The sequence below is a fragment of the Jutongia sp. SJQ-6 genome (genome assembly GCF_054161275.1).
Window position 1 is genome coordinate 1,745,995 of the sequence record NZ_CP195314.1, and the last position, 20,776, is coordinate 1,766,770.

General features: G+C 41.9%; 18 protein-coding genes and 1 tRNA gene. 6 read left to right on the top strand and 13 right to left on the bottom strand.

From position 1 onward, the window contains the following. Positions 1-594 precede the first annotated feature (594 nt). The 5 genes from mnmA to ACSAJE_RS07960 form a co-directional block, all read right to left on the bottom strand. On the bottom strand, positions 595-1,659 hold the full coding sequence (mnmA, locus tag ACSAJE_RS07940; RefSeq protein ID WP_458010058.1) for a tRNA 2-thiouridine(34) synthase MnmA: 1,065 nt from the start codon (positions 1,657-1,659) through the stop codon (positions 595-597). Between the two features lie 63 nt (positions 1,660-1,722). Then, positions 1,723-2,634 (bottom strand): quinolinate synthase NadA, encoded by a 912-nt coding sequence (gene nadA / locus ACSAJE_RS07945; RefSeq protein WP_118507744.1) that lies wholly within the window; start codon positions 2,632-2,634, stop codon positions 1,723-1,725. Between the two features lie 83 nt (positions 2,635-2,717). After that, positions 2,718-3,674, bottom strand: a complete 957-nt coding sequence (locus ACSAJE_RS07950; protein ID WP_458008765.1) for a glycosyl hydrolase — start codon at positions 3,672-3,674, stop codon at positions 2,718-2,720. A gap of 18 nt (positions 3,675-3,692) precedes the next feature. Next, positions 3,693-3,863: a DUF6472 family protein gene (locus ACSAJE_RS07955; RefSeq protein ID WP_022025938.1), complete on the bottom strand. Its 171-nt coding sequence runs from the start codon at positions 3,861-3,863 to the stop codon at positions 3,693-3,695. A 150-nt stretch (positions 3,864-4,013) separates the two neighbouring features. After that, positions 4,014-4,556: a nucleoside recognition domain-containing protein gene (locus ACSAJE_RS07960; protein ID WP_458008766.1), complete on the bottom strand. Its 543-nt coding sequence runs from the start codon at positions 4,554-4,556 to the stop codon at positions 4,014-4,016. Between the two features lie 152 nt (positions 4,557-4,708). Between ACSAJE_RS07960 and ACSAJE_RS07965 the strand changes: the two genes are divergently transcribed. Further along, complete coding sequence (locus ACSAJE_RS07965; RefSeq protein ID WP_458008767.1) at positions 4,709-6,259, top strand: response regulator; 1,551 nt, start codon at positions 4,709-4,711, stop codon at positions 6,257-6,259. A 191-nt stretch (positions 6,260-6,450) separates the two neighbouring features. On the opposite strand, the gene ACSAJE_RS07970 is transcribed toward ACSAJE_RS07965, so the two are convergent. Both ACSAJE_RS07970 and ACSAJE_RS07975 read right to left on the bottom strand, forming a co-directional pair. After that, positions 6,451-7,905: a M14 family zinc carboxypeptidase gene (locus ACSAJE_RS07970; protein WP_458008768.1), complete on the bottom strand. Its 1,455-nt coding sequence runs from the start codon at positions 7,903-7,905 to the stop codon at positions 6,451-6,453. Positions 7,906-8,298: 393 nt separating this feature from the next. Beyond that, positions 8,299-8,685, bottom strand: a complete 387-nt coding sequence (locus ACSAJE_RS07975) for a hypothetical protein (RefSeq protein ID WP_458008769.1) — start codon at positions 8,683-8,685, stop codon at positions 8,299-8,301. A gap of 1,022 nt (positions 8,686-9,707) precedes the next feature. On the opposite strand from ACSAJE_RS07975, the gene ACSAJE_RS07980 reads away from it, so the two are divergent. Beyond that, a complete protein-coding gene (locus ACSAJE_RS07980; RefSeq protein WP_458008770.1) occupies positions 9,708-10,685 on the top strand; it encodes an NAD(P)/FAD-dependent oxidoreductase in 978 nt (325 codons plus the stop codon). A gap of 283 nt (positions 10,686-10,968) precedes the next feature. Here ACSAJE_RS07980 and ACSAJE_RS07985 read toward each other — a convergent pair. The 5 genes from ACSAJE_RS07985 to ACSAJE_RS08005 form a co-directional block, all read right to left on the bottom strand. Further along, a tRNA-Leu gene (locus ACSAJE_RS07985) sits at positions 10,969-11,050 on the bottom strand. A 240-nt stretch (positions 11,051-11,290) separates the two neighbouring features. After that, positions 11,291-12,277 carry a diaminopimelate dehydrogenase gene (locus tag ACSAJE_RS07990; RefSeq protein ID WP_458008771.1) on the bottom strand — a complete coding sequence of 329 codons (987 nt, stop codon included), beginning with the start codon at positions 12,275-12,277 and terminating at the stop codon, positions 11,291-11,293. A gap of 146 nt (positions 12,278-12,423) precedes the next feature. Beyond that, positions 12,424-13,860 (bottom strand): glycoside hydrolase family 32 protein, encoded by a 1,437-nt coding sequence (locus ACSAJE_RS07995; RefSeq protein ID WP_458008772.1) that lies wholly within the window; start codon positions 13,858-13,860, stop codon positions 12,424-12,426. A 42-nt stretch (positions 13,861-13,902) separates the two neighbouring features. After that, the gene (locus tag ACSAJE_RS08000; protein WP_458008773.1) at positions 13,903-15,222 is read right to left on the bottom strand and encodes an anti-sigma factor C-terminal domain-containing protein; all 1,320 of its coding nucleotides are present in this window, start codon (positions 15,220-15,222) and stop codon (positions 13,903-13,905) included. Next, the gene (locus tag ACSAJE_RS08005) at positions 15,212-15,712 is read right to left on the bottom strand and encodes an RNA polymerase sigma factor (protein ID WP_458008774.1); all 501 of its coding nucleotides are present in this window, start codon (positions 15,710-15,712) and stop codon (positions 15,212-15,214) included. Before ACSAJE_RS08005 ends, ACSAJE_RS08000 begins: the two co-directional genes overlap by 11 nt. Positions 15,713-16,134: 422 nt before the next feature. On the opposite strand from ACSAJE_RS08005, the gene ACSAJE_RS08010 reads away from it, so the two are divergent. The 4 genes from ACSAJE_RS08010 (at position 16,135) to ACSAJE_RS08025 (ending at position 20,127) form a co-directional block, all read left to right on the top strand. Next, positions 16,135-16,803, top strand: a complete 669-nt coding sequence (locus ACSAJE_RS08010; protein ID WP_458008775.1) for a response regulator transcription factor — start codon at positions 16,135-16,137, stop codon at positions 16,801-16,803. A 60-nt stretch (positions 16,804-16,863) separates the two neighbouring features. Beyond that, a complete protein-coding gene (locus ACSAJE_RS08015) occupies positions 16,864-18,285 on the top strand; it encodes a sensor histidine kinase (protein WP_458008776.1) in 1,422 nt (473 codons plus the stop codon). Between the two features lie 3 nt (positions 18,286-18,288). Then, complete coding sequence (locus tag ACSAJE_RS08020; protein ID WP_458008777.1) at positions 18,289-19,230, top strand: hypothetical protein; 942 nt, start codon at positions 18,289-18,291, stop codon at positions 19,228-19,230. Between the two features lie 135 nt (positions 19,231-19,365). Further along, entirely contained in the window at positions 19,366-20,127 is a 762-nt protein-coding gene (locus tag ACSAJE_RS08025) for a M15 family metallopeptidase (protein ID WP_458008778.1), read from the top strand. Positions 20,128-20,190: 63 nt separating this feature from the next. Here ACSAJE_RS08025 and ACSAJE_RS08030 read toward each other — a convergent pair whose 3' ends face one another. Next, a complete protein-coding gene (locus ACSAJE_RS08030) occupies positions 20,191-20,520 on the bottom strand; it encodes a cupin domain-containing protein (protein ID WP_458008779.1) in 330 nt (109 codons plus the stop codon). Positions 20,521-20,776: the final 256 nt, after the last annotated feature.

A 20,776-nucleotide genomic window follows, 5' to 3' on the forward strand; every position in this document is an offset into this window, starting at 1 on the left:
GCCACTACATAGTGATTTCTGCCGTCAGAGAACTATAGTAATTGCCTTGCCGCATTTTCGTTTTTAGTGATTTCTAGATTTTGTTGTCTCTGATGATTGATTTACATGCCTTACGTAAACTTAACCGTCCCGGAAGCAAGGTATTCATCATTTTTGAAAGGGACTTTGCGCTCGTCGTTACTTATGTCTCGTACTTCAGAGACATTAAGTAACGTGACGTAGCGCATCGTAGCGAAAGCGTCCCGTCAAAAATGGATGATACCTTGCTAAACCGGGACATCTCAGACACTCCTTCAGGCATGTATTCATCAGAGACTTAACAAAATAAGAAATCACGTAAAAACTCAGCGTTCTGCGGCAATTATCTTAGTTCTCTGACGGCAGAATAAGTTAGTTTGTCGGCTGCAAAATATCATAGTTATTGCTGACATAATAAGCAATATGTGACCCGACAGCAGCTTTTGATGTGCAAAGTTTGAATATATAATTATAAAGCAAACATGGAACACTGCAGCCCCGCCACACTGTTCCATCCTATCACAAAGTTCTATTCTGCTTTTTTTCTGCAGATCACATCACTGCGTACTGCAATACTCACTCTGCTACCGGTCTGCAGATCGTACCGCCACCGGCTACAATACCATCCCGATAAAGGACAAGTGCCTGTCCCGGCGTCACTCCACGCTGCGGCTCCTCAAAAATACATTCGTAAAGATCATCAGCCCTACGCACAATATGGCATGCTGCTCCGGCATGGTTATAGCGAATCTTTCCCTGATACACTGCATTTTCGTCAAACATTTCCTCGCCCATAAAATTCATTTCACGTGCGTATACGTGATGCGACAAATTATGTTCCAAGCTGCCGATCACAACTTCATTTGTCTCTGGACGAATCTGCACTACAAAGGCAGGATATCCGAGTGCGAGTCCCAACCCCTTGCGTTGTCCTACTGTATAATGAATAATTCCTTTATGCTGTCCCAAAATATGTCCACCTACATCCACAAAGTTACCAGGAACCGACGGTTTCCCTGTTGCCTGCTCGATATAGGAAGCATAATCACCATCCGGTACAAAACATATTTCCATGCTATCCGGCTTGTGAGCTACTGGCAGCCCCACTTCCTCTGCGATCTGACGCACCCGTTCTTTTTCATATTCACCGACCGGCATCAGTGTTCTGCGAAGCTGTTCCTGCGTCAGGTTGTATAACGCATAGGTCTGATCTTTGCGCGCTGTCACCGAATTAGCGATCGCATAGCGTCCATTCGGTAACTGCTTGATACGTGCGTAATGTCCTGTCGCGATATAATCTGCTCCGATCTCTATACTTCGCTGCAATAACGACTCCCACTTCACATAGCGGTTACATGCAATACAGGGGTTCGGTGTACGTCCTGCCTGATATTCACGCACAAAATAATCGATCACGTTGGTTTGAAATTCCTGCTTAAAGTTCATGACATAATAAGGAATCTCCAGCACATCTGCAACGCGTCTGGCATCATCAACCGCACTCAATCCGCAGCATCCGCCCTCATGTTCTAATGTACAGACATCCTCATCCTGCCATATCTGCATTGTCACACCAATCACGTTGTAACCCTGTTCTTTTAATAAATAGGCGGCTACCGACGAATCGACCCCGCCTGACATTCCTACTACAACTGTCTCTTTCAACTTAATTCCTCACTTAACGCTTATTCCTGCTGCGTTATACTATTTAGCAAGTTCCAACATTTTGACAAGTGGTGCATTCGCTTTTACACGAAGTTCCTCATCCATAGTCACTTCCGGTTCCATCTCTTCCATTGCACGAACCACTTTCTCTAATGTGATTTTCTTCATATTTGGACAAAACTGGCGATGTCCGACAGAATAAAAACGTTTATCCGGGTTTTTCTGCTCTAACTCAAAGAAAATTCCCATCTCCGTACAAATAATAAATTCTTTGGCATCTGATTTCGTCGCATAGTCTAATATCTCAGAGGTACTACCGATAAAGTCTGAGATTTCCAGCACATCTGCCGTACACTCCGGATGTGTCAGAACCGGTGCATTTGGATGCAGTTTTTTGGCTTCTTCCACATTTTCACGATGGATACTCGTATGCACATGGCAAAAACCATCGTTAAAAATAAATTCTTTTTCCGGCACTAATGTCGAAATGTAACGGCCCAAATTGTTATCCGGGATAAAGAATATATGTTTATTAGGAAGAGACTGCACTACGCGAAGTGCATTAGAGGATGTTACACATACGTCCGAATATGCCTTGATCTCTGCCGTCGAATTGACATAACAGACAACTGCCACATCCGGATACTGTTCACGCACCTGCTGGATTTTGGCAATGTCCACCATATGCGCCATTGGACAATCTGCAAACTCATCCGCCATAATGACACGCTTACCCGGATTTAAGATCTTAGCACTCTCTCCCATAAAAGAGACACCGCAAAATAAAATGTTTTGCTGGCTCACTTCTGTGGCTTTCTTAGCTAGAAAGTAGGAATCACCGACTAAGTCTGCAATCTCCTGAACCTCTCCATCTACATAATAATGTGCCAAAATCACAATATCTTTTTCTTTCTTCAGTTGCTCAATGCGTTCTCTCATCGTAATTACCATACCTTCCTTTCAAATGTACAATATACGCTGATTAGTCTAGCATACTTGCGAAATATTCTCAATGTGTTTTTATGAAATTGCCATCAGTTCTTAATGGCATACTCGCTGCCGTAAAGTGCTCGCAGCTCTTCCTTCGTATTATACTGCTCGCCTAAGCAAAATTCTTTGGACCAAGTCATATAATACGCCCACGGTACATGTGATCTTGCCAGCAAAGCAACATCCGGATCGTATCCCACTTCTGTCAGCGCGGCCACTTTATGTGTTGTCGTGTTCGCGCGAAGTTCTTCATAATAAGAGGCGTAATCCGTTGCTTTTTTCTCCGGCAGATAAATATCCCATCCTATCACATCTACATACTCATCTCCCGGATACGCCTCTTTCGTCGGTGCACTCCACACCCACAAAAGATTGTTCAAAGCGAGTTCATCCACAAAATAATGATACATTTTGCGATATAACTTTGCTGCTACTTCGCCGCCTTTGGATCCCCACCAGAACCAAGTGCCTTCTACTTCATGAAACGGACGCCACAAGATCGGGATTCCTGCCTCCGCAAACTTCCGCAGTTCTTCACCAATGCTCTTTAGGTCACGATAAAACGCTGCCTCCTCGGCAGAGCCTTCCTGCAAAATCTTCGTCGGATCAAAGTCCGTATGCTCTGTATAAAACGCTTTGTCTCTGCCTCCCATCGGTGAAAACCAATGAAAGCAGATCGTGAGGATCACGTCTTTTTGTGTGGCAAGCGCAAGTGCCGTCTCCATCGTATGCTGATTCTCCCGAACCTCCGTCAGGCATGCTTCCGAAGCATCTTCCCAATTAATATTGCCCGAATACGACAGCATCTCAAACCCAACGACTTTAGGATAATGCCCTGTAACCTCATGGATATACTGATATTCCTCCATCGGATTGGTTTGTGTATGCTGCCCGGTCAAAATGCTTGTCCCACTGCAGCGAGCAAGATATTGTAATAATTCACGTGCCTCCGGTGTTGCATTCGAATTCACCGGAATGGTATCTAATAATGCTGTTTCCATAGTTCACACCGACCTTTCTTACATTTGCTTGCGGACAACTTGATATTCATCTCCATTGCGGTAATAGGGGCATTTCGCACGCTTGTCCGACAAAAAACGTACCAGATCATCTTCATCCATATTAACATCGCATATATATTCTTCCAACTCCTCGTCGTACATAAAGTTAGCGCAAGTATCACATTCCATGTTCTACGTCCCTTCTTTCTATTTGCGCATAAGTATAACATAAAATCGGCATTAGGACAAAAAGAACAATTCTTGGTGATGTCACGCTACACAACAGCAATTTTCTGTTATCCAAAAGAGCAAAACCAGCATTTTGCTCTGCAAGAATTGCTACAGCAAAATGCGAGTAAGTACGATACTTGCTGCCATCCCGGCAACCGTGCAAAGCAGTGCTCCTGCCAATGTCCACCGCATTCCGGTGACCGGTTTATGGTCTTTATCCCCGGTTGCCATAAAATATACCGATATTGTATAAAAAATCGTTTCCGAACAGCACATAAATAACGATGCCATAAAACCTTCGGTCGAGTCCGTTCCAAACTCTTTATAAATGTCTAGCAAAAGTCCGGTTGCTGCGGAGGACGAGATCATTTTGATCAGCGAAAGCGGCAATAATGCTGCCGGTAAAAACACTTTTTCCGTCCATGGTGCTGCAACCGATGCAATCCCCTCTAAGATTCCCGATGCGCGCAGTATTCCAATAGCGATCATCAACCCGATCAACGTAGGCAGTACCCCGGTCACAACACGGAAACCATCTTTGACACCATCGACAAAGGCATCGAAAATATCCACCTTGCAAAACAATCCATATCCCAATACATAAAAAAGTAATAGCGGTATCGTCAAATTGGAAATATATTGAATGATCACTCTTCTCCTCCATCTGAATTTGCCAATCAACACAAAATTCAGTATAATATAAGAGATTCTGTTTTCATTTTATATTATGAAAACACTTATATAGATAGAACAGCAGTTAGAAATAGCTGCCTATAGTATACGGAAATGGGGATTTGTAAAGTATGTATACCACTTTTATTGCAGATGACGAATTAATTATCCGTCAAGGTTTACGTTGTATATTGGATTGGGAAGAACTAGGATTTCAAATTATTGGCGAAGCCGCAAATGGCGCCGATGCTTTGGATTTTATTATAAAAAATAATCCGGATTTGGTCTTGTTAGACATTCGAATGCCACAGATTCTTGGCACTGAAATCGTGCGGCGTGCGAAAGAACAGGGTTTTACCGGTAAATTCATCATTTTAAGCGGATTTACGGATTTTGAATATACGCAGGCAGCTATTCACTATGGCGTAGATTATTATTTAACAAAACCGATTGATGAAGATGCTTTATTGGAAACCGTCAAAAATATTGCACTGCAGCTTGATACAAGTAAACATCAGCAAGAAATATTCTTGGAATACAAACGCAAGGCACACGATATGATCCTGCATGATATTTTGATCGGTCAGGATATCCCGACTGCACCTGATGACTTTGATTACTATCCAAAAGCAGATTGCTATCAGGTGATCATATATGAAAAATACAGCCACAATGCAGAGCGGATCACCTATCGTTTTTCAGATCTGCTTATGGTTACGAATGAAGATAACAATTCCTATGAAGCGATCACGATTGATGGCAATGAAGTCCTGTTATTAAAGGGAACTTTCATATTACAAAAGTTCCAAGATTTTTTGGAGCGTTATGAACGCGAGCAGAAGCCACAGACTAACTCGCCACTCGACTCCCTTTTTATCACCTATGGACGCACTGTCACTTCTCCAAAGGACATTCACACTTCCTATGAAGAAGCACTTCGATTACTACAGCGCCGCTTTTTCTGCGAACATAAGCAGCACACGATCGGCTACAAACAATTGCCACAGTTGGAATCTCGTAAACCTTTTGAGATCAACCAAGATGTTTTGCAAAATTACTGTAAGCAATTGATCGGATATATTCAGGCCGCAAAGCGTAATCAGGTTGCTGAAACGCTGCACGATCTCGAAAATAATTTATACAACTCTGCTGAAGATATTCAAGAGATTAAATTATTTTTGACCGATCTGTATCTGACGATCAAGGAAAAGCTGTCGCATCTCTATCACAATGCAGATATTCCATTTCCTGGCAATGGCGACATTATCGCCTTTGTCGGAAGTCGGTATTATTTGTATGAGATTATTTTGTATTTTACGGAACAATTTGAATTGATCATGCGTGCTATTGGCAATCCGTCAAGTGATAGTGTAATGGATGATATTATTCATTACATCGAGCATAATTATATGGACAATATTAAACTGGAAAATATCGCTCCATTGTTTGGGTACAATAGTTCTTATCTCGGCAAGATTTTCAACAAAAAGGTCGGCGAAGGGTTTAATGTATTTATCGACAAAGTACGCATAAATCATTCCAAAGATCTCTTGATCAACACCGAACTTAAAGTGTATGAGATTGCTGAGAAAGTCGGATATCGCAACGTGGATTATTTCCATACAAAATTTAAGAAGTATGTAAAAGAAAGTCCGGCAGAATTCCGCAAGAAGAATAAATAAACAAAAGCAAAGCACACTACATAACAGCAATTTTCTATCAACCAAAAAAGCAAAGCCAGCGCTTTGCGATGATGTCACACTACATAACAGCAATTTCCCATTCCATAAACAAAGAACGCCTGAACTAGCATTGCCGGAACAGGCGTTTCTTCTGTTTATTCTTCTTATCCTCGAAAACGCAAGCGTTTTGGTTATTTTGAACGAAGTAGTTTGGCTTCCTCTAATACCAAACGATAATTTCTTCGCCAAACAGAAGGGAACTGACTGCTTGGTAACGGACAGCCACGCACTCCAATTTCTAATGTAATCGAAGGTATTTTCTTCTTATACACCACATATTCCCGAAAGTTTCCTATACTCGGCTTGCCGGCATTATATCCTGCTGAAGAACCGTATCGCGTCAATGCGACAGCGCGACGATACATCGCAGCGGTCACCTTTCTGACGTTCCCCCGTTTTGAACAGCCGCCAAATGCGATCGAACCCATTGCATTATAATTTACCACACCCTTTAACTTCGATGTCTTCCTGATTTTACGAAGCAAAGATAGGATTGCCTTTGTCTCTGGTTCACTTGCTGCATGAGTGCCGGTGTATCCCTCGCTTCCACGTTTCTGATATCTTGCACGATAGGATACCGGATAGTTACGATTCAAATCAACGCCTCTGGCATTTGCTTTCCATAACCGATGACGGTTTGCCCCCGGCATTTTTCGCAGGGTTTTACGCAAGGATGCCTTATGTATCGCTCTAATTCCATATTGTGATATCGTTACACCATCTGGATTTGCCATTGGTACATAATGAACGGCAATTTGTTCAAAAACATTGACGGGTACTGTTCCCGAAATAGAACGGTAATAATTTTTAAGATAATATTCAATCTGTGCCATGCAAAGCTGTGCCGTCATATATTCTCGTGCATGAAGATTCGATACAACAAGCAAGGTTTTCTTGGCATTCGGATTGCCGATGATCACATCATATAAATTCCTTCCGTCGACCGATTTTCCAATCACTTGATAATGTACACGATCACCATAGGCGGCTTTGAGCTGATGAATATCCCGACTCATCTCGCTATAGCTGTAGCGCTGATGTTTTGTGTTGACAATCGTTTTGGTAGAAAACCACCTGCTGAGCTTACTATTTTCTTTATTGATCGCTTCTGACTGATAAGAAACAATTTTATATCTGTATTTCTTATTTGCTTTAATTCGCTTGTCGTCAAAACGGCAATTCTTCGTCGTACCTACATACCGGAACGCCTTGTTGTTCATCTGACGATATATCAAATACTTTTCTGCATTTTTCGCTTCTTTCCAAGTGATCACGAGACGGCTATTGTTTTTCCCGTAACAGATCTTAATGTTGCTGACCTTTCCCGGCCGTTCTATCGGAACTGCAGGAGTTTCTGTTGGTTCTGGCTCCAGTGTTGGTATTGGAGTCTCTGTTGGTTCCGGCTCCACGGTTGGTATTGGCGTCTCTATCGGCTCCACGGTTGGTATTGACGTCTCTACCGGCTCCGAAGATGGCTCTCTTGTTGCCGCCGGTGTCTCTGTCGGATCAGCAGATGGTTCTTCGGTGTCCGCTGATGCCTTGACAAATGCTTTCGTTGACACTGTACATTGTGAGTTTTTACTCACCGCCGCCTATCCGGTAACCCCCTCACTACATACCAATGTGGCACACAGGAGTATACATAGTGCTTTATTCCATCTGATTCTTTTCATTGTTGCGTTCCTTTCCTCATATGCTGTCTTTTCTTTCCTAATTGTTGCTCAGATTATATTGTAGCACAAATGTATTAAAATGTAATGACCGACTAACGCTTAATTTCTCTATCCTGATGCGATTTTTCTAGCTGGCAGGGTAGAGATTTCGACTGGCCAGATCCTGATTTCTCTACCCCGGCTCTAGGTTTTTGGCTGGCAGGGTAGAGATTTCGGCTGGCCAGATCCTGATTTCTCTGCCCTGGCTCTACGTTTTCGGCTGGCAGGGTAGAGATTTAACTACTCCCAGCCTGATCAACATCCACTTTAGTTTAATTCTCTCACCTGTCCGTACATTTTCCCTTCGGATTTCTTGATTCCCACAAGAACTGTGAAATTCATTGTTCCACGTCCACCAAGAGCATTTTCACATTCTACAGAAGATTGCACCTCATAGCACTCATTAAATTCACCATCTCCGTCCATTTTCATTACATACGAACTCTCAAATGTTGGGAAAATTGCTGTAGATGGCGCATCCAATTGTTCCTTTACCAACTTGGTCGCAAAATTGTATACTTCTCCCTGTGTTGACGTATACGAAGCCGCCCCATTGATCGCATTATTCACATCCGGATTGCTACATCCTGTCCCAAATAATGCACACATGCAAATTGATAATGCTACTCCCATTGACATGATTTTTCTTTTCATTGTTATCCTCCATTTCTAAACAAAAATTATAAGTACAGTTCTAGTGTAACAAGCCCCTGTCATTCTTCTTTTCAAAATCTGCTGTTATAGTAACAAATATCAACCATGGATCACTCAGCGTATAAATTACTAAAACTTCCCATACCGGAAGTTACTGTAAGAACCACATATTGCTTATTATGTCGATGGTCTAATTATATTTTGCAGCCGCTATATAGTGAATCCTGCCATCAAGAAACTATAGCAATTGCTTTGCCGCAATTAGTTTTCAGTTGATAGGAAATTGCTGTTATGTAGCGTGACATCGCCAAGAATTGCTTTAGCAATTCTTGTAGAGCAAAACGCTGGTTTTGCTCTTTTTCACAGTGATTTCTAAATTTTGTTGTCTCTGATGCATGATTTACATGCCTTTCGGAAACTCGAAGTCCCGGAAGCAAGGTATTCATCATTTTTGAAAGGGACTTTGCGCTCGTCGTTACTTATGTCTCGTATTTCAGAGACATTAAGTAACGTGACGTAGCGCATCGTAGCGAAAGCGTCCCGTCCAAAAATGGATGATACCTTGCTAAACCGGGACATCTCAGACAATCCTTCAGGCATGTATTCATCAGAGACTTAACAAAATAGGAAATCACATGAAAACTCTGCGTTCTGCAGTAATTGCTTTAGTTTTTTTGATGGCAGGATAATTTACCTTGTTGGCTGCAAAATAGCTATTAGTTTTTTGACATAATAAGCAATATGTGGTCGTGTGAGATAATGAGGTATGGGAGGTTTGAATAAATTAATTTTGATTTGAAATACTATTCTTGAGATTATGGGAATCTTGAAAAATACCGGTTTTGGAAATTCCGTTTTGTTTGCGCTATTCTTATGCAAAATAAAGAAGCTCATAATTTCGACAAAACATTGATTATGTAAGGAGTTTATTATTGTTTGTAACTTAATTAACCATTGTACAGATGGCTAAAATAAAGGCTTTTTTGTGCAAAATATATAAGAAAGTGATAGAGAGGCAAATTATGTTAGATATAGTAATTATTGGCAGTGGTCCGGCGGGGCTATCTGCAGCCATATACGGTTCGCGGTCCGGTTTAGACATTCTTGTTATCGAAAAAATTTCTCACGGAGTTGGACAGATTGCAGAAGCTGACTGCATTAATAATTATTTAGGATTTTCGTCCATACGCGGTTTCGAACTGGGAATGCAATTTCGTACACACGCAGAAGCATGCGGCGTAAGATTTCAGGAAAGCGAAGCAATAAAGTTAGAACGAACTGATGCATGCTGGAAAATATATTCCAAAGATGGATCTTGCATCCAAAGTAAAACCGTGATCTATGCGACAGGTGCCTCCCATCGCCATTTAAATGTTTTTGGCGAGGAAGCTCTTATCGGAAAAGGCGTTTCGTACTGTGCCACCTGTGATGGCACTTTTTATAAAGGAAAAGATGTGGCTGTAATTGGTGGTGGCAACACAGCAGTCGGCGACGCATTATATTTATCCGATCTCTGTCACAAAGTCTATTTAATTCATCGCCAAAACTCATTCCGTGCAAATACAGAATTGCTGACCAACTTGAAAAGCAAAAAAAATGTCCACATTATCACCCCTGCAAAAGTAACAAAGATCATTGGCGAAGAGGCAATGGGGGTATTCGCTGTGCAGGTCGAAACAAATAATTCTACTATTCCGAACGAGACACTTCACAAAACATCTGATATTCCGAACGAGACACTTTCTAAAACATCTGATATTCCGGTATCTGGCGTTTTTGTTGCCGTTGGCAGACAGCCCGCAACAGATATACTGCAAGGCATTGTACCATTAAACGAACAGGGATATATTGTTGCTGACGAAAACGGACGCACATCCCTGGACAATTTTTTTGCAGCAGGCGATGTACGCAGCAAAGAAAATCGACAGATTATAACAGCCGCGGCAGATGGCGCCAATGCAGCAATCAGTGCCGAAAAATATCTTACTGCAAGGATCTAAAATGTTATACATCTACCCCGCCCCAGCGTTTCGGGCTCGCAGGGTAGATTTTTATATCAAATGAGGTAAACAGTCTTCTAGAATATAAAAAACAAGTCTCATGGAATCATTCTTCCATGAGACTTGTTTTAGTAATGCGGATAACAGGGTGCTAGACGTCCTGCGGACGTCTGTTAAGCACCGACCGAAGCGTAGCGGAGATGGAACCTCTGGTTCCACTCTCCGTCTGCGCGACGAAAAAGAGCCCTTGGGACTGTATGTCCCAAGAGCTCTTTTTATATCGTGCGGATAACAGGAGTTGAACCTGCACGTCTGTTGACACTAGAACCTAAATCTAGCGCGTCTGCCAATTCCGCCATATCCGCATATTAATTTTGCTCTGTTTCCTAACAATAACACATTGCAAAACAGACCTGCGCCCACTTTTTCACAGCGCAAGTCTGATAATATCACATTTGAAATAAAATTGCAACTGGTACAGTCCCACAATTCACATTTCCATCTACGACTCATCGAATCGCAACGAATCATAATTCAATTGGTAACTCGTCTTGTCCCAATCTATCACGGCGTATCTAATCCAACAACTCGCGTCTGTTATACAATTACAGCATTTTCGCACGTAATTCTTCACCACTCATACTGCTTAAGTATGCCGGTGGAATATCAAATACTGTCTTGCAGCCAAACTGTCCCTGCTCTGCCATGCGATAAGCAGCTCTAGCATAAGCAATAAGTACACTAGATGTAAATTCCGGATTAGAATCTAATTTTAAGCTATACTCGATGAGATGCTTATTTTCTTTATTCCAGCCGGTCACACCACTGCGCAATACAAAACCGCCATGAGGAATACCACTATGATTTTTCTTTAATTCTTCCTCGCTAATAAAGTGCACTGTTGTATCATAATCTGCGAAATAGTTCGGCATTGTCTTAATCTCCTGCTCAACTTTCGCAGCATCTGCACCATCTTCTAATACTACAAAACACTCTCGGGTATGTTTCTGTCTCGTTGTAAGCTCAGGATTTTCCCCGGCACGAACTGCCTCTAATGCACTTTCTACCGGGATCGTATACTGCTTTGCATCTTTAACGCCATCAATACGGCGAATCGCATCAGAATGTCCCTGGCTGACACCCTTGCCCCAAAACGTATAGTCTTTACCCTCTGTAAGAATTGCATTTCCATACAAGCGATTCAGCGAAAACATTCCCGGATCCCAGCCAACTGAAATCACAGCAACATGTTTGCTATCCGCTGCTGTCTTGTCCACGTCAGCGAAATGCTCTGGAATACGCGCATGTGTATCAAAGCTGTCAATCACATTAAAATACTGTGCATACTTCGGCGTCTGCTCCGGCAGATCAGTAGCACTTCCACCACACAAAATCATCACGTCAATTTTGTCTTTCCAATCCGTTATCTCATCAACCTTACAAACAGTTGCGCTATCGGTCAAAATAGATACCTGCGATGGGTCTCTTCGTGTAAAAACAGCAACCAGCTCCATGTCATCATTCTGACGGATTGCACACTCTACACCACGTCCCAGATTACCATAGCCTAAAATTCCAATTCGAATACTCATATTAATCTCCATTTCTATATAATTTTATGTTGCGAAGTATGCACTATCGCACACATTTCCAGTGTAATACATCTCTCCCAAATTTTCAACGTATCTCCTCTGCGGAATCTCCCACGTCTGCTGAAAACCGAGCAGAAATCCGATCATCACAGCTGCCATGCCTGAATCATTTCAGCCTGTCCCAAAAATCGTACCGTTGCATCTTTCTCCGGAAAAAAGATACGGCTGGTCATCACAATCTCACCATCATTGATATAAATCTCTAAAATAGAAACATCCATTAAAATCTGGATTTTATGAACTGCCTCGCACCTCGCCACGCGTTTACCACGCCCGGCACCACTATCATCAGTAAACTGTAATGTAACAAGCCCTTTCTCATAGGATAACGAGCATCCGGTGCCGATCTGCACACAAATAGCAGCCGATGATGAAGCGGCGATTCCGTCAAAGATCAGCTCTCCGCAACCATTATCCAGTACATATGATTCCTTTTCCGGCAAAATTTCTTTTTTCCTTAGCTGTCCCAATTCACGGATAGGTAATTGATAAATTTTCCCATTATGATAGCGAAGCTCGCGCGGCACTGTCAGACTATGCTGCCACCCTTCATTCGTAGGATTGCTGCTATATTCTGCATCTGGGACGCCCGCCCAGCCAATCAATATTCTTCTTCCAGCTGGTGTTTCGAATGTCTGTGGCGCATAAAAATCAAATCCCATGTCCCACTCTATAAATGACGCGTCCACAGTCCGGGTCTCTTCTGTTTCGATAAAATACCCGGACTGATAAATATTCTGATATTGCTCCGCCTCGGAAGGAACCCCCTGTGGGCACATTGCAAGAATGCGATGCCCATCCAACGCAAAGATATCCGGGCACTCCCACATATATCCGAAAGCTTTTTCTGTTGTGTAGAGCTGCTCAAAGGTAAAATGCTCCAAATCTGTTGACGAATAAAGCAACACCGCTCCCTTATCATCCTGCAGCCATGCCCCTAACACCATTCGAAATGTACCGTCAGTCATCTGAAACAACTTTGGATCGCGAACCTGATTCGTACATTCTGCCGGATAATCCGCATTCGTCAAAATACATTGTTTGGCAGAGAAGTGTTCCCCATCCTCAGATATCACGCGGATCACATTCGCTCCACGGCCGGAATGGATATAATCATGATCTCCCTCTTCCTCCACATTTCCGGTATAAAACAAATACATCTTGTCCTTCCATACAATGGCTGAACCGGAAAACACGCCATCTTTATCATAGGTTTCATCCGGCAAAAATGGTGCTCCCTCATATTTATACTGCACTAAATCCTTGCTTGTATAATGTCCCCACAGTTTCATTCCGCCATTCACGGCAAACGGAGAATATTGAAAAAACACATGATACCTGTCCCCAAAATATGACAGTCCATTAGGATCGTTTAACCATCCTACCGGTGCCATAAGATGGAAATGGCAGCGATACTTCTCTGCTGCCACTTTCTGCATATTTTCCTGTTCAAAACGTCGCAATATCTCCGGCAAATCGTCTTTTCTCTGCTGTAATGACATTCCCTGTGCTCTTTTTTCCATAGTCAACCTCTTTATATTCTAATAATTGCGCACTGAGGCTCATTATATCATTTCGGTCGTGTACACATATGATACATTGCCAATATCTTTTAACTTCTTCAGTTCCTTACCGATATCTTCCACGTAATATCCATAAATATGCAAACCATCTTTCTGAATACTATCAATCACTGAAGCATAATCCGTTTTCCCAGTGCCCTGATCGTTCTCGATCATTTTCACAATGTCATCGTTATCTTGCAAATATTGTAACATACTTGTCATGTGTTTGGTAACATCTTTTTCCTCCAAAACATTTTTCTTGGCGGATTCCTGCTCAGCAAGTGAAAATGCCGTCAGCAGCGGATATTTTTTTTGGTCAAAAGCAAGACTGCTGCAACTGGTGTACATACGAAATCCTATATTCCCTATATTGTACGTTGTATATTTGCTTTCCGTTTGGTCTTTATTTTTTACACTGATCGCGCACCAGGTCGGCTCAAGATCATTCTTTTCCGCCAATGCTTTGAATTCAGAAAATGAATATACTTTATCCAAGCTGACATAGGCATGGTACATTTTTTCATCCTCCAACTTAGACAGCTCATCAAATACTTCTTTCTTCGTTCCGGCAATCCCTTCCGGCGTCGCCGCACTGGCTGTCGTCATCTCGCTTGGTGGATAAAAAACATTTGAGAATGGTTTTTGTACAATATTGGGATTATACAGAACCATATCATTTTTCGCGATCCTTCCTCCCACGTACTCAAAAATGCCATTGTGGGAACTCGTCTGGTTGATCACGATGTCATAATTGCCATAGCCGCTTCCTGTTGCGGCCGCAGAATCGCGATAGTTCTCCGGCAAAAACAACTCTGAATACACGGATATGTCCAAGGACAATTGATTGGTTTTATTTCCCTCTTCTGTGCCGACAATTTTATTTGGATCATAATACATGGCATCCTGGATCTTTGGAAGTGCAAACACCAAGAAACATACAATTCCTATAACGATCACTCCGGTAATAACACCATACTTAATAAATGTACGGCGTATTGCCCGCCTGATCAACTTCGTAAACTCTGCCTCCTGTCCGTCTTTTGGCACTGTGCCCTCTATGACATGGGTTCTCTGTCCGTCTTTTGGCACTGCAGCACCCACAATAGTGACGTTTTGTCCGTCTTTCGGCACACTTCCATCTGTACTTTCGGTAGTTTGACCCCCGTCCTGTTCTACCTGTTCCTCAAACTCCATCTCCTCATTATCAAACAAATACTCGCTGATCGCATCCTGTTTCTCAATGTCTTGACGTACCTGTTTGCGCTGTTCTTCCGGCAATTCCCCTGCCTTATATTTTTGCAATAATTCCCTATAGTTCATAACCCTGTCCCTCCATATAATTTTTCATCTGCTTCTTAGCACGATGTGCCGACACCCTTACATTTTCCGGTGTCATGTGAAGCACCTTAGCAATTTCTTTTTGTCCCAAGCCTCCAAAATACTGCATCATAACAATCTCTCGCTGCCGCTCCGGCAAATGCTCAATCGCATGATACAACAAGCGATTTCTTTCTTTCGACAGAATATTTTCTAATGGTATATTTGCCCTATCTTCCGTTTCGTTCTCATACTCGTCCACATATATGACTCGTCTGTTTTTGGACACTTCATTATAATACAGGTTGCGCGCCACCGTATATAACCATGCCCGCATGTTGGTATGACTCTGATCCAGCGAAAGCAGTGCTTTCAGAAATGTTTCCTGCGTCAGATCCGCTGCCCACTCATGATTTTTGCACAATGCATATACATACAAATATATTTCCTGATAATATGTATCGTACAACTTTTCTAAAAGCTGTTTATCCACTTTGTCAAGCTCCCCCTCCTTTCCTCATCTCGCACGTTGCTGCAGATGGCGATTTTTCGTGCTATCTACCAATATAACAGATGAGTCATCGAAATGTTACACCATTTTCTAATTTTATTTTTAAAAGATTAGGGTGTTCATCATTTATGAAAGGGACTTTGCCATCTTTCCTTTTGACAGTATAATCCTATAGAGGTTATACTGCTATCTAGATGCTAATACAACAAATAAGAAATCACCGGTCATATGACTTGTCAGATTTATGATACATTTTAGATACATAAGGTCGGTATAGTAAACGTGTGTTGAAGTTATGAGAATTTTCACACACAACTGTGTAAACACGAGAGGGCTTCCGGTCATAATACGCCTGATAGGGGACAGGCCGTATATAATAACCGTGACAGATATTGGACAAAGCTATGAGTAAAATATTGATTGTAGAAGATGAAGAGGCTATTTCGAATCTGATTCGTATGAGTCTCTGCAAAACCGGTTACATATGTGAACAGGCATTTGATGGCGAAACTGCTGCAGACCTGATTGCAGAAAACAGTTACGACCTCATTTTGCTGGATATCATGCTGCCGGGCATTGACGGCTATGAATTGCTTGACTATATCAAGACGACAGAAATGCCGGTCATTTTTATTACGGCGATGGGCACGTTAGATGACAAAGTGAAAGGTTTGAGGGCAGGAGCGGATGACTACATTACAAAACCATTTGAAATGATGGAATTGTTAGCACGTGTAGAAACCGTTCTGAGACGTTATCACAAAAGTGAGGAGAGGATCACGATTTTTGATACTGTCATCGACGTTCCATCACGTACCGTAACCAAACAAGGGAAGCAGATCATGCTGACACTCAAGGAGTTTGAGCTGCTTCTCTTCTTAGTGCGCAATAAAAATATCGCATTATATCGTGAAACTATTTATGAGAACATTTGGCAGAATGAATATATGGGTGACGGTCGCACTGTAGATCTCCATATACAGCGGCTGCGCAAAAAACTACACTGGGAAGATAAAATAAAAACCGTATATAAAGTAGGGTATCGACTTGAAGTTGACATTGCGGAAGTGTAAAACGATCATCAAAATGACAGATAGCGGTTTAATGTCAACATGGAGGGAGCATAAAACAATATGAAATTTTATTGGAAAATTTTTATCAGTTTTTTTATCTTGATCGCAACTGCTTTTAGTATTTGCGGGACCTGGATGATTTCTGCGTCCTTTCGAGCTTCCTATCATCGAGAGATTGAGTCCGGCAACAGCAAAAACGAAATGGTCCGCATGTCTCTAGGCAATATTGTCGGCTCTATGCCTGCGGATTATTTTACTAAACACAAAAATGCCATGAAAGAGATCTGTTCATCCTTTGCGGTAAGTTTTGGAGGGGATTCCGATTTTTTCACAATATATGATGACCGGCGAAACGTTGTTTACTCCTCCGGAAAACCGCAGAACAACGATGTTCTCTTTACTAAAGCAGGGAAAAACAAGTCCGCACGCAAAATATATAAAAGTAAAGATACGTATTATTTACGTATCGTAAGCTATACGATATTACCAAGCGATCTGAAAGGTTATTACGTAGAAACTGTTACAAATATCAATAACATTTATTTGCAGCGTCAGGAAATGACTCGCATGTACCACTATATCATGTTTATCATATTGGTGTCCTGCATGATCCTTTCTCTGGCTTTGTCATATTTTTTGACATATCGCGTGCGTGTCCTTTCGGCTTCCACGCGCAGTTTCGCAGATGGCGATCTGAATAGTCGTGTCCAAGTTCATGGACAGGATGAAATTGCTACTCTGGCGGCTGATTTTAATCGCATGGCTGATAGTCTGCAGGAAAAAATTGATGAGATATCCATGCACGCCAAAAATCAAGAAGCATTTACGGCAGCGTTTGCACACGAATTAAAAACGCCGCTCACTTCCATTATCGGCTATGCCGAGTTATTACGCACGATGGATCTGTCGCAGGAAGAAAAGTGGCAGGCGGCAGACTATATCTTTTCACAGGGAAAACGCTTGGAATCCTTGTCATACAAACTGTTAGATCTATTTGTTTTGCAACAGCAGGAGCTTACCTTTGCACCGGTTTCATCGTCAGAACTTACCGATGCAATCGTTCCAATGATGAAACAAAATCTTGCAGCCAAAGACGTGATGTTATCAATGCATCTCGCTCCTGCAACGCTATATGGCGACAAAGATCTACTCTTATCACTGCTTATCAATCTGATCGACAACGCCAGAAAGGCTTCCTCGTCTGGCGATACGATCACTGTGCTTGGTTATTCCGACAATGACTATTACTGCATCAGCGTACAGGATACCGGCAAGGGAATTCCCGCAGATGAAATCGACAAAATCACCAAACCTTTTTATATGGTAGATAAATCCCGCTCCCGCAAAGAGGGTGGAGCCGGGCTTGGTATGTCGCTTTGTTATGAGATCCTGCGCCTTCATCATGCGCAGTGGCATATCGAAAGTGAACTTCATGTCGGTACAACGATCACTATTACCATCCCGCAAACCGGAAAGGAGTAGCATATGAAAAAACAGTTGCGAATTGTATTAACCTTTTTACTGGTGGCTGCATTTTTTATTACTGCAGAAATTGTTCCTGAGATCACGAATCACCTGACTGACCAAAAAACGACCAATACCATTACGGTTTCACATGGTTCCACTCAGACTACACCCACCAAAGTCAATCTGTCTTACAAAGAGCGTCTTGCTATTTTTTCATCCGAAACGATCGCTGTCTCGGAAATTTTGACAACGGCAAAGGCAGAAACTTTGACAGAATATGATGAGTCATTTTTTGAGAAACTGCAAAAACAACTTCATAAACTTTACTCCTTTCACCTGATTCCCGACGATCTAACGGTGAAAGATCTGGAAAATATGTTTCAATCCGCCACTTATTTATCCATCCGTAATTATTTGGAAACGGACAGTTTCTGTGTTTGGGAACTTTCTTTCTTGAAAGAATCTAACAAGCAATCTTATTCTTTGCGTTTTGATGTAGAGCAGGAAAAAATCTACTATGTATCAATGGGAAACATACCTATAAAAGAGATTTTGACAAAGTCCAATCCGACACAGTATAATGCAGTCCCATTAACGGGACACGTAGCCGCCTCCCACATTTTGCAAGGAAACGACAGTCCAATGCAGTATCAAGCAACACCTATGGGCGAAAGCAAAAAATCTCTTTTGTCCGAAAAAATTGACCGCTACGCTAAGCGTCTTCTAAAATACTATGGTGCTTCGATAAATCGTGATGTTTCCGCACAGTATTCCAGTGAAGATGACTATAAGGAAGCGCACTATTATTTTACAATAAAATCTTACAAATACAACATCCCGGTTACCATCATAACCTCTCAAAACTATGCGGGTATTGAGAATTATCTCACATTCTCTTTTGGTAACTTTTATTCTGATTTTATGACTTCTAATGGTACATCACAGATGGTCGATGGTTAATGGGATGGAATGATAACTCCCTTGCGTTGCAAATTTGTGATGATACAACTTAGATACCTTTTCTTGCAAAATCGGATGCAATCTTTTGTTTTAATAAGAATATAAAACAGGATCAGGCAAGGAGGAATTTATAAGATGAGGTATAAAAGAAGTCATTTGATCGGATTATTTGCAGCACTATTAGTGCTGGTTACTATTTTAGGGGGAGGAATATTGTTGGTGATCAAGGAAGATCACGCATCTGCCGGATCTACGGAAGGCGCTGCTTATCATTTTCAGGGAACAGATCAACCGCAGGCCACGCGCAGCCATAAATACCACACAAATCTCAACCACAAGCAAACTCTGATTTTAGTCAACAAAGATCATGCATTACCAAAGGACTACTCGATCCAACTCAAAACATTAAAAAATGGCATTCAAGTTGCCAAAGTGATATATCCGCATCTTCGTGATATGTGGTTTGACTGTGAAGCCGCTAATCCTAATTATTCTATCAATGTAGTAAGCGGTTATCGTACCCGTCAAAAACAAACAATACTCCTTTCCGAGGAAATCCGCAAAAATGAGCGTGCCGGAATGAGTTATCGTTCCGCTAAAAAAGATGCTTTGCGAAGCGTTGCACCTGCCGATTATAGCGAACATGAAACCGGACTGTGCGTGGATATCACCGCTTCCGATCATCTGCAGCTTGACAATGGGCAGGCACAAACCCCGGAAAATCAATGGCTGCGCAAACACTGTGCCGATTACGGCTTTATTCTCCGTTATCCAAAGCATAAAGAAAAAGTTACCGGCTATATGTACGAATCTTGGCATTTTCGCTATGTTGGCAAAAAAGCCGCCAAAAAGATCATGCGTGAAAAAATTACGTTAGAAGAATATCTTCAGGAATAGACAAAATGCTCCCATCTTTTGGGAGCATTTTGTCTAAATCTTTGCCATCCTCTTGAGACAATACTAAAATACCACTACTAACAACATCTTAAACTGCTCTTTGCCGTATACCGCATGTGGATGTTTTGCGGGCATTACGATCGACTCTCCTTCGTGCAGCTCATATTCCATACCATCAATCGTAATTTTGCCAACTCCATCCAAACAGGTTACAAACGCATCTCCACCGGATTCATGGGTACTAATCTCCTCATCCCTATCAAAGGCAAACAATGTTACACTAAGCGCATCGTTCTGTGCAAGCGTCTTGCTGACTACCTGTCCTGCCTGATAGGACACCTGTTCTTTCAGTACCATTACCTGTGCCTTGTCCATGTTTTTGATCATACTCATCGCTTTTTCCTCCATTCTTTTTTCTTTATTACGTTATTATAACCACATTTTTAATAAAACACTACTTGGAGGCATCTACAATTTTTTGCACCTTCTCTTCTGAAATAACTAATTTCTCCGCAATCTCCGCCACAGTCATATGAAGTTCCTCATATAAAATCTCAACTTTTCCTTCAATCCTTCCTTCAATCTTTCCTTCTCAGAAGGGAAGCCATACAAATATGCTTATTCGGCGCATATACCATATGTTCATACA

What these genes read in the sequence shown, in the direction of transcription:
- mnmA (WP_458010058.1), bottom strand. Translation starts at nt 1,659, where the DNA reads ATGTCAGGCGGGGTCGATTCGTCGGTAGCCGCCTATTTATTAAAAGAA.
- nadA (WP_118507744.1), bottom strand. Translation starts at nt 2,634, where the DNA reads ATGGTAATTACGATGAGAGAACGCATTGAGCAACTGAAGAAAGAAAAA.
- ACSAJE_RS07950 (WP_458008765.1), bottom strand. Translation starts at nt 3,674, where the DNA reads ATGGAAACAGCATTATTAGATACCATTCCGGTGAATTCGAATGCAACA.
- ACSAJE_RS07955 (WP_022025938.1), bottom strand. Translation starts at nt 3,863, where the DNA reads ATGGAATGTGATACTTGCGCTAACTTTATGTACGACGAGGAGTTGGAA.
- ACSAJE_RS07965 (WP_458008767.1), top strand. Translation starts at nt 4,709, where the DNA reads ATGTATACCACTTTTATTGCAGATGACGAATTAATTATCCGTCAAGGT.
- ACSAJE_RS07975 (WP_458008769.1), bottom strand. Translation starts at nt 8,685, where the DNA reads ATGAAAAGAAAAATCATGTCAATGGGAGTAGCATTATCAATTTGCATG.
- ACSAJE_RS07980 (WP_458008770.1), top strand. Translation starts at nt 9,708, where the DNA reads ATGTTAGATATAGTAATTATTGGCAGTGGTCCGGCGGGGCTATCTGCA.
- ACSAJE_RS07990 (WP_458008771.1), bottom strand. Translation starts at nt 12,277, where the DNA reads ATGAGTATTCGAATTGGAATTTTAGGCTATGGTAATCTGGGACGTGGT.
- ACSAJE_RS07995 (WP_458008772.1), bottom strand. Translation starts at nt 13,860, where the DNA reads ATGGAAAAAAGAGCACAGGGAATGTCATTACAGCAGAGAAAAGACGAT.
- ACSAJE_RS08000 (WP_458008773.1), bottom strand. Translation starts at nt 15,222, where the DNA reads ATGAACTATAGGGAATTATTGCAAAAATATAAGGCAGGGGAATTGCCG.
- ACSAJE_RS08010 (WP_458008775.1), top strand. Translation starts at nt 16,135, where the DNA reads ATGAGTAAAATATTGATTGTAGAAGATGAAGAGGCTATTTCGAATCTG.
- ACSAJE_RS08015 (WP_458008776.1), top strand. Translation starts at nt 16,864, where the DNA reads ATGAAATTTTATTGGAAAATTTTTATCAGTTTTTTTATCTTGATCGCA.
- ACSAJE_RS08020 (WP_458008777.1), top strand. Translation starts at nt 18,289, where the DNA reads ATGAAAAAACAGTTGCGAATTGTATTAACCTTTTTACTGGTGGCTGCA.
- ACSAJE_RS08025 (WP_458008778.1), top strand. Translation starts at nt 19,366, where the DNA reads ATGAGGTATAAAAGAAGTCATTTGATCGGATTATTTGCAGCACTATTA.
- ACSAJE_RS08030 (WP_458008779.1), bottom strand. Translation starts at nt 20,520, where the DNA reads ATGAGTATGATCAAAAACATGGACAAGGCACAGGTAATGGTACTGAAA.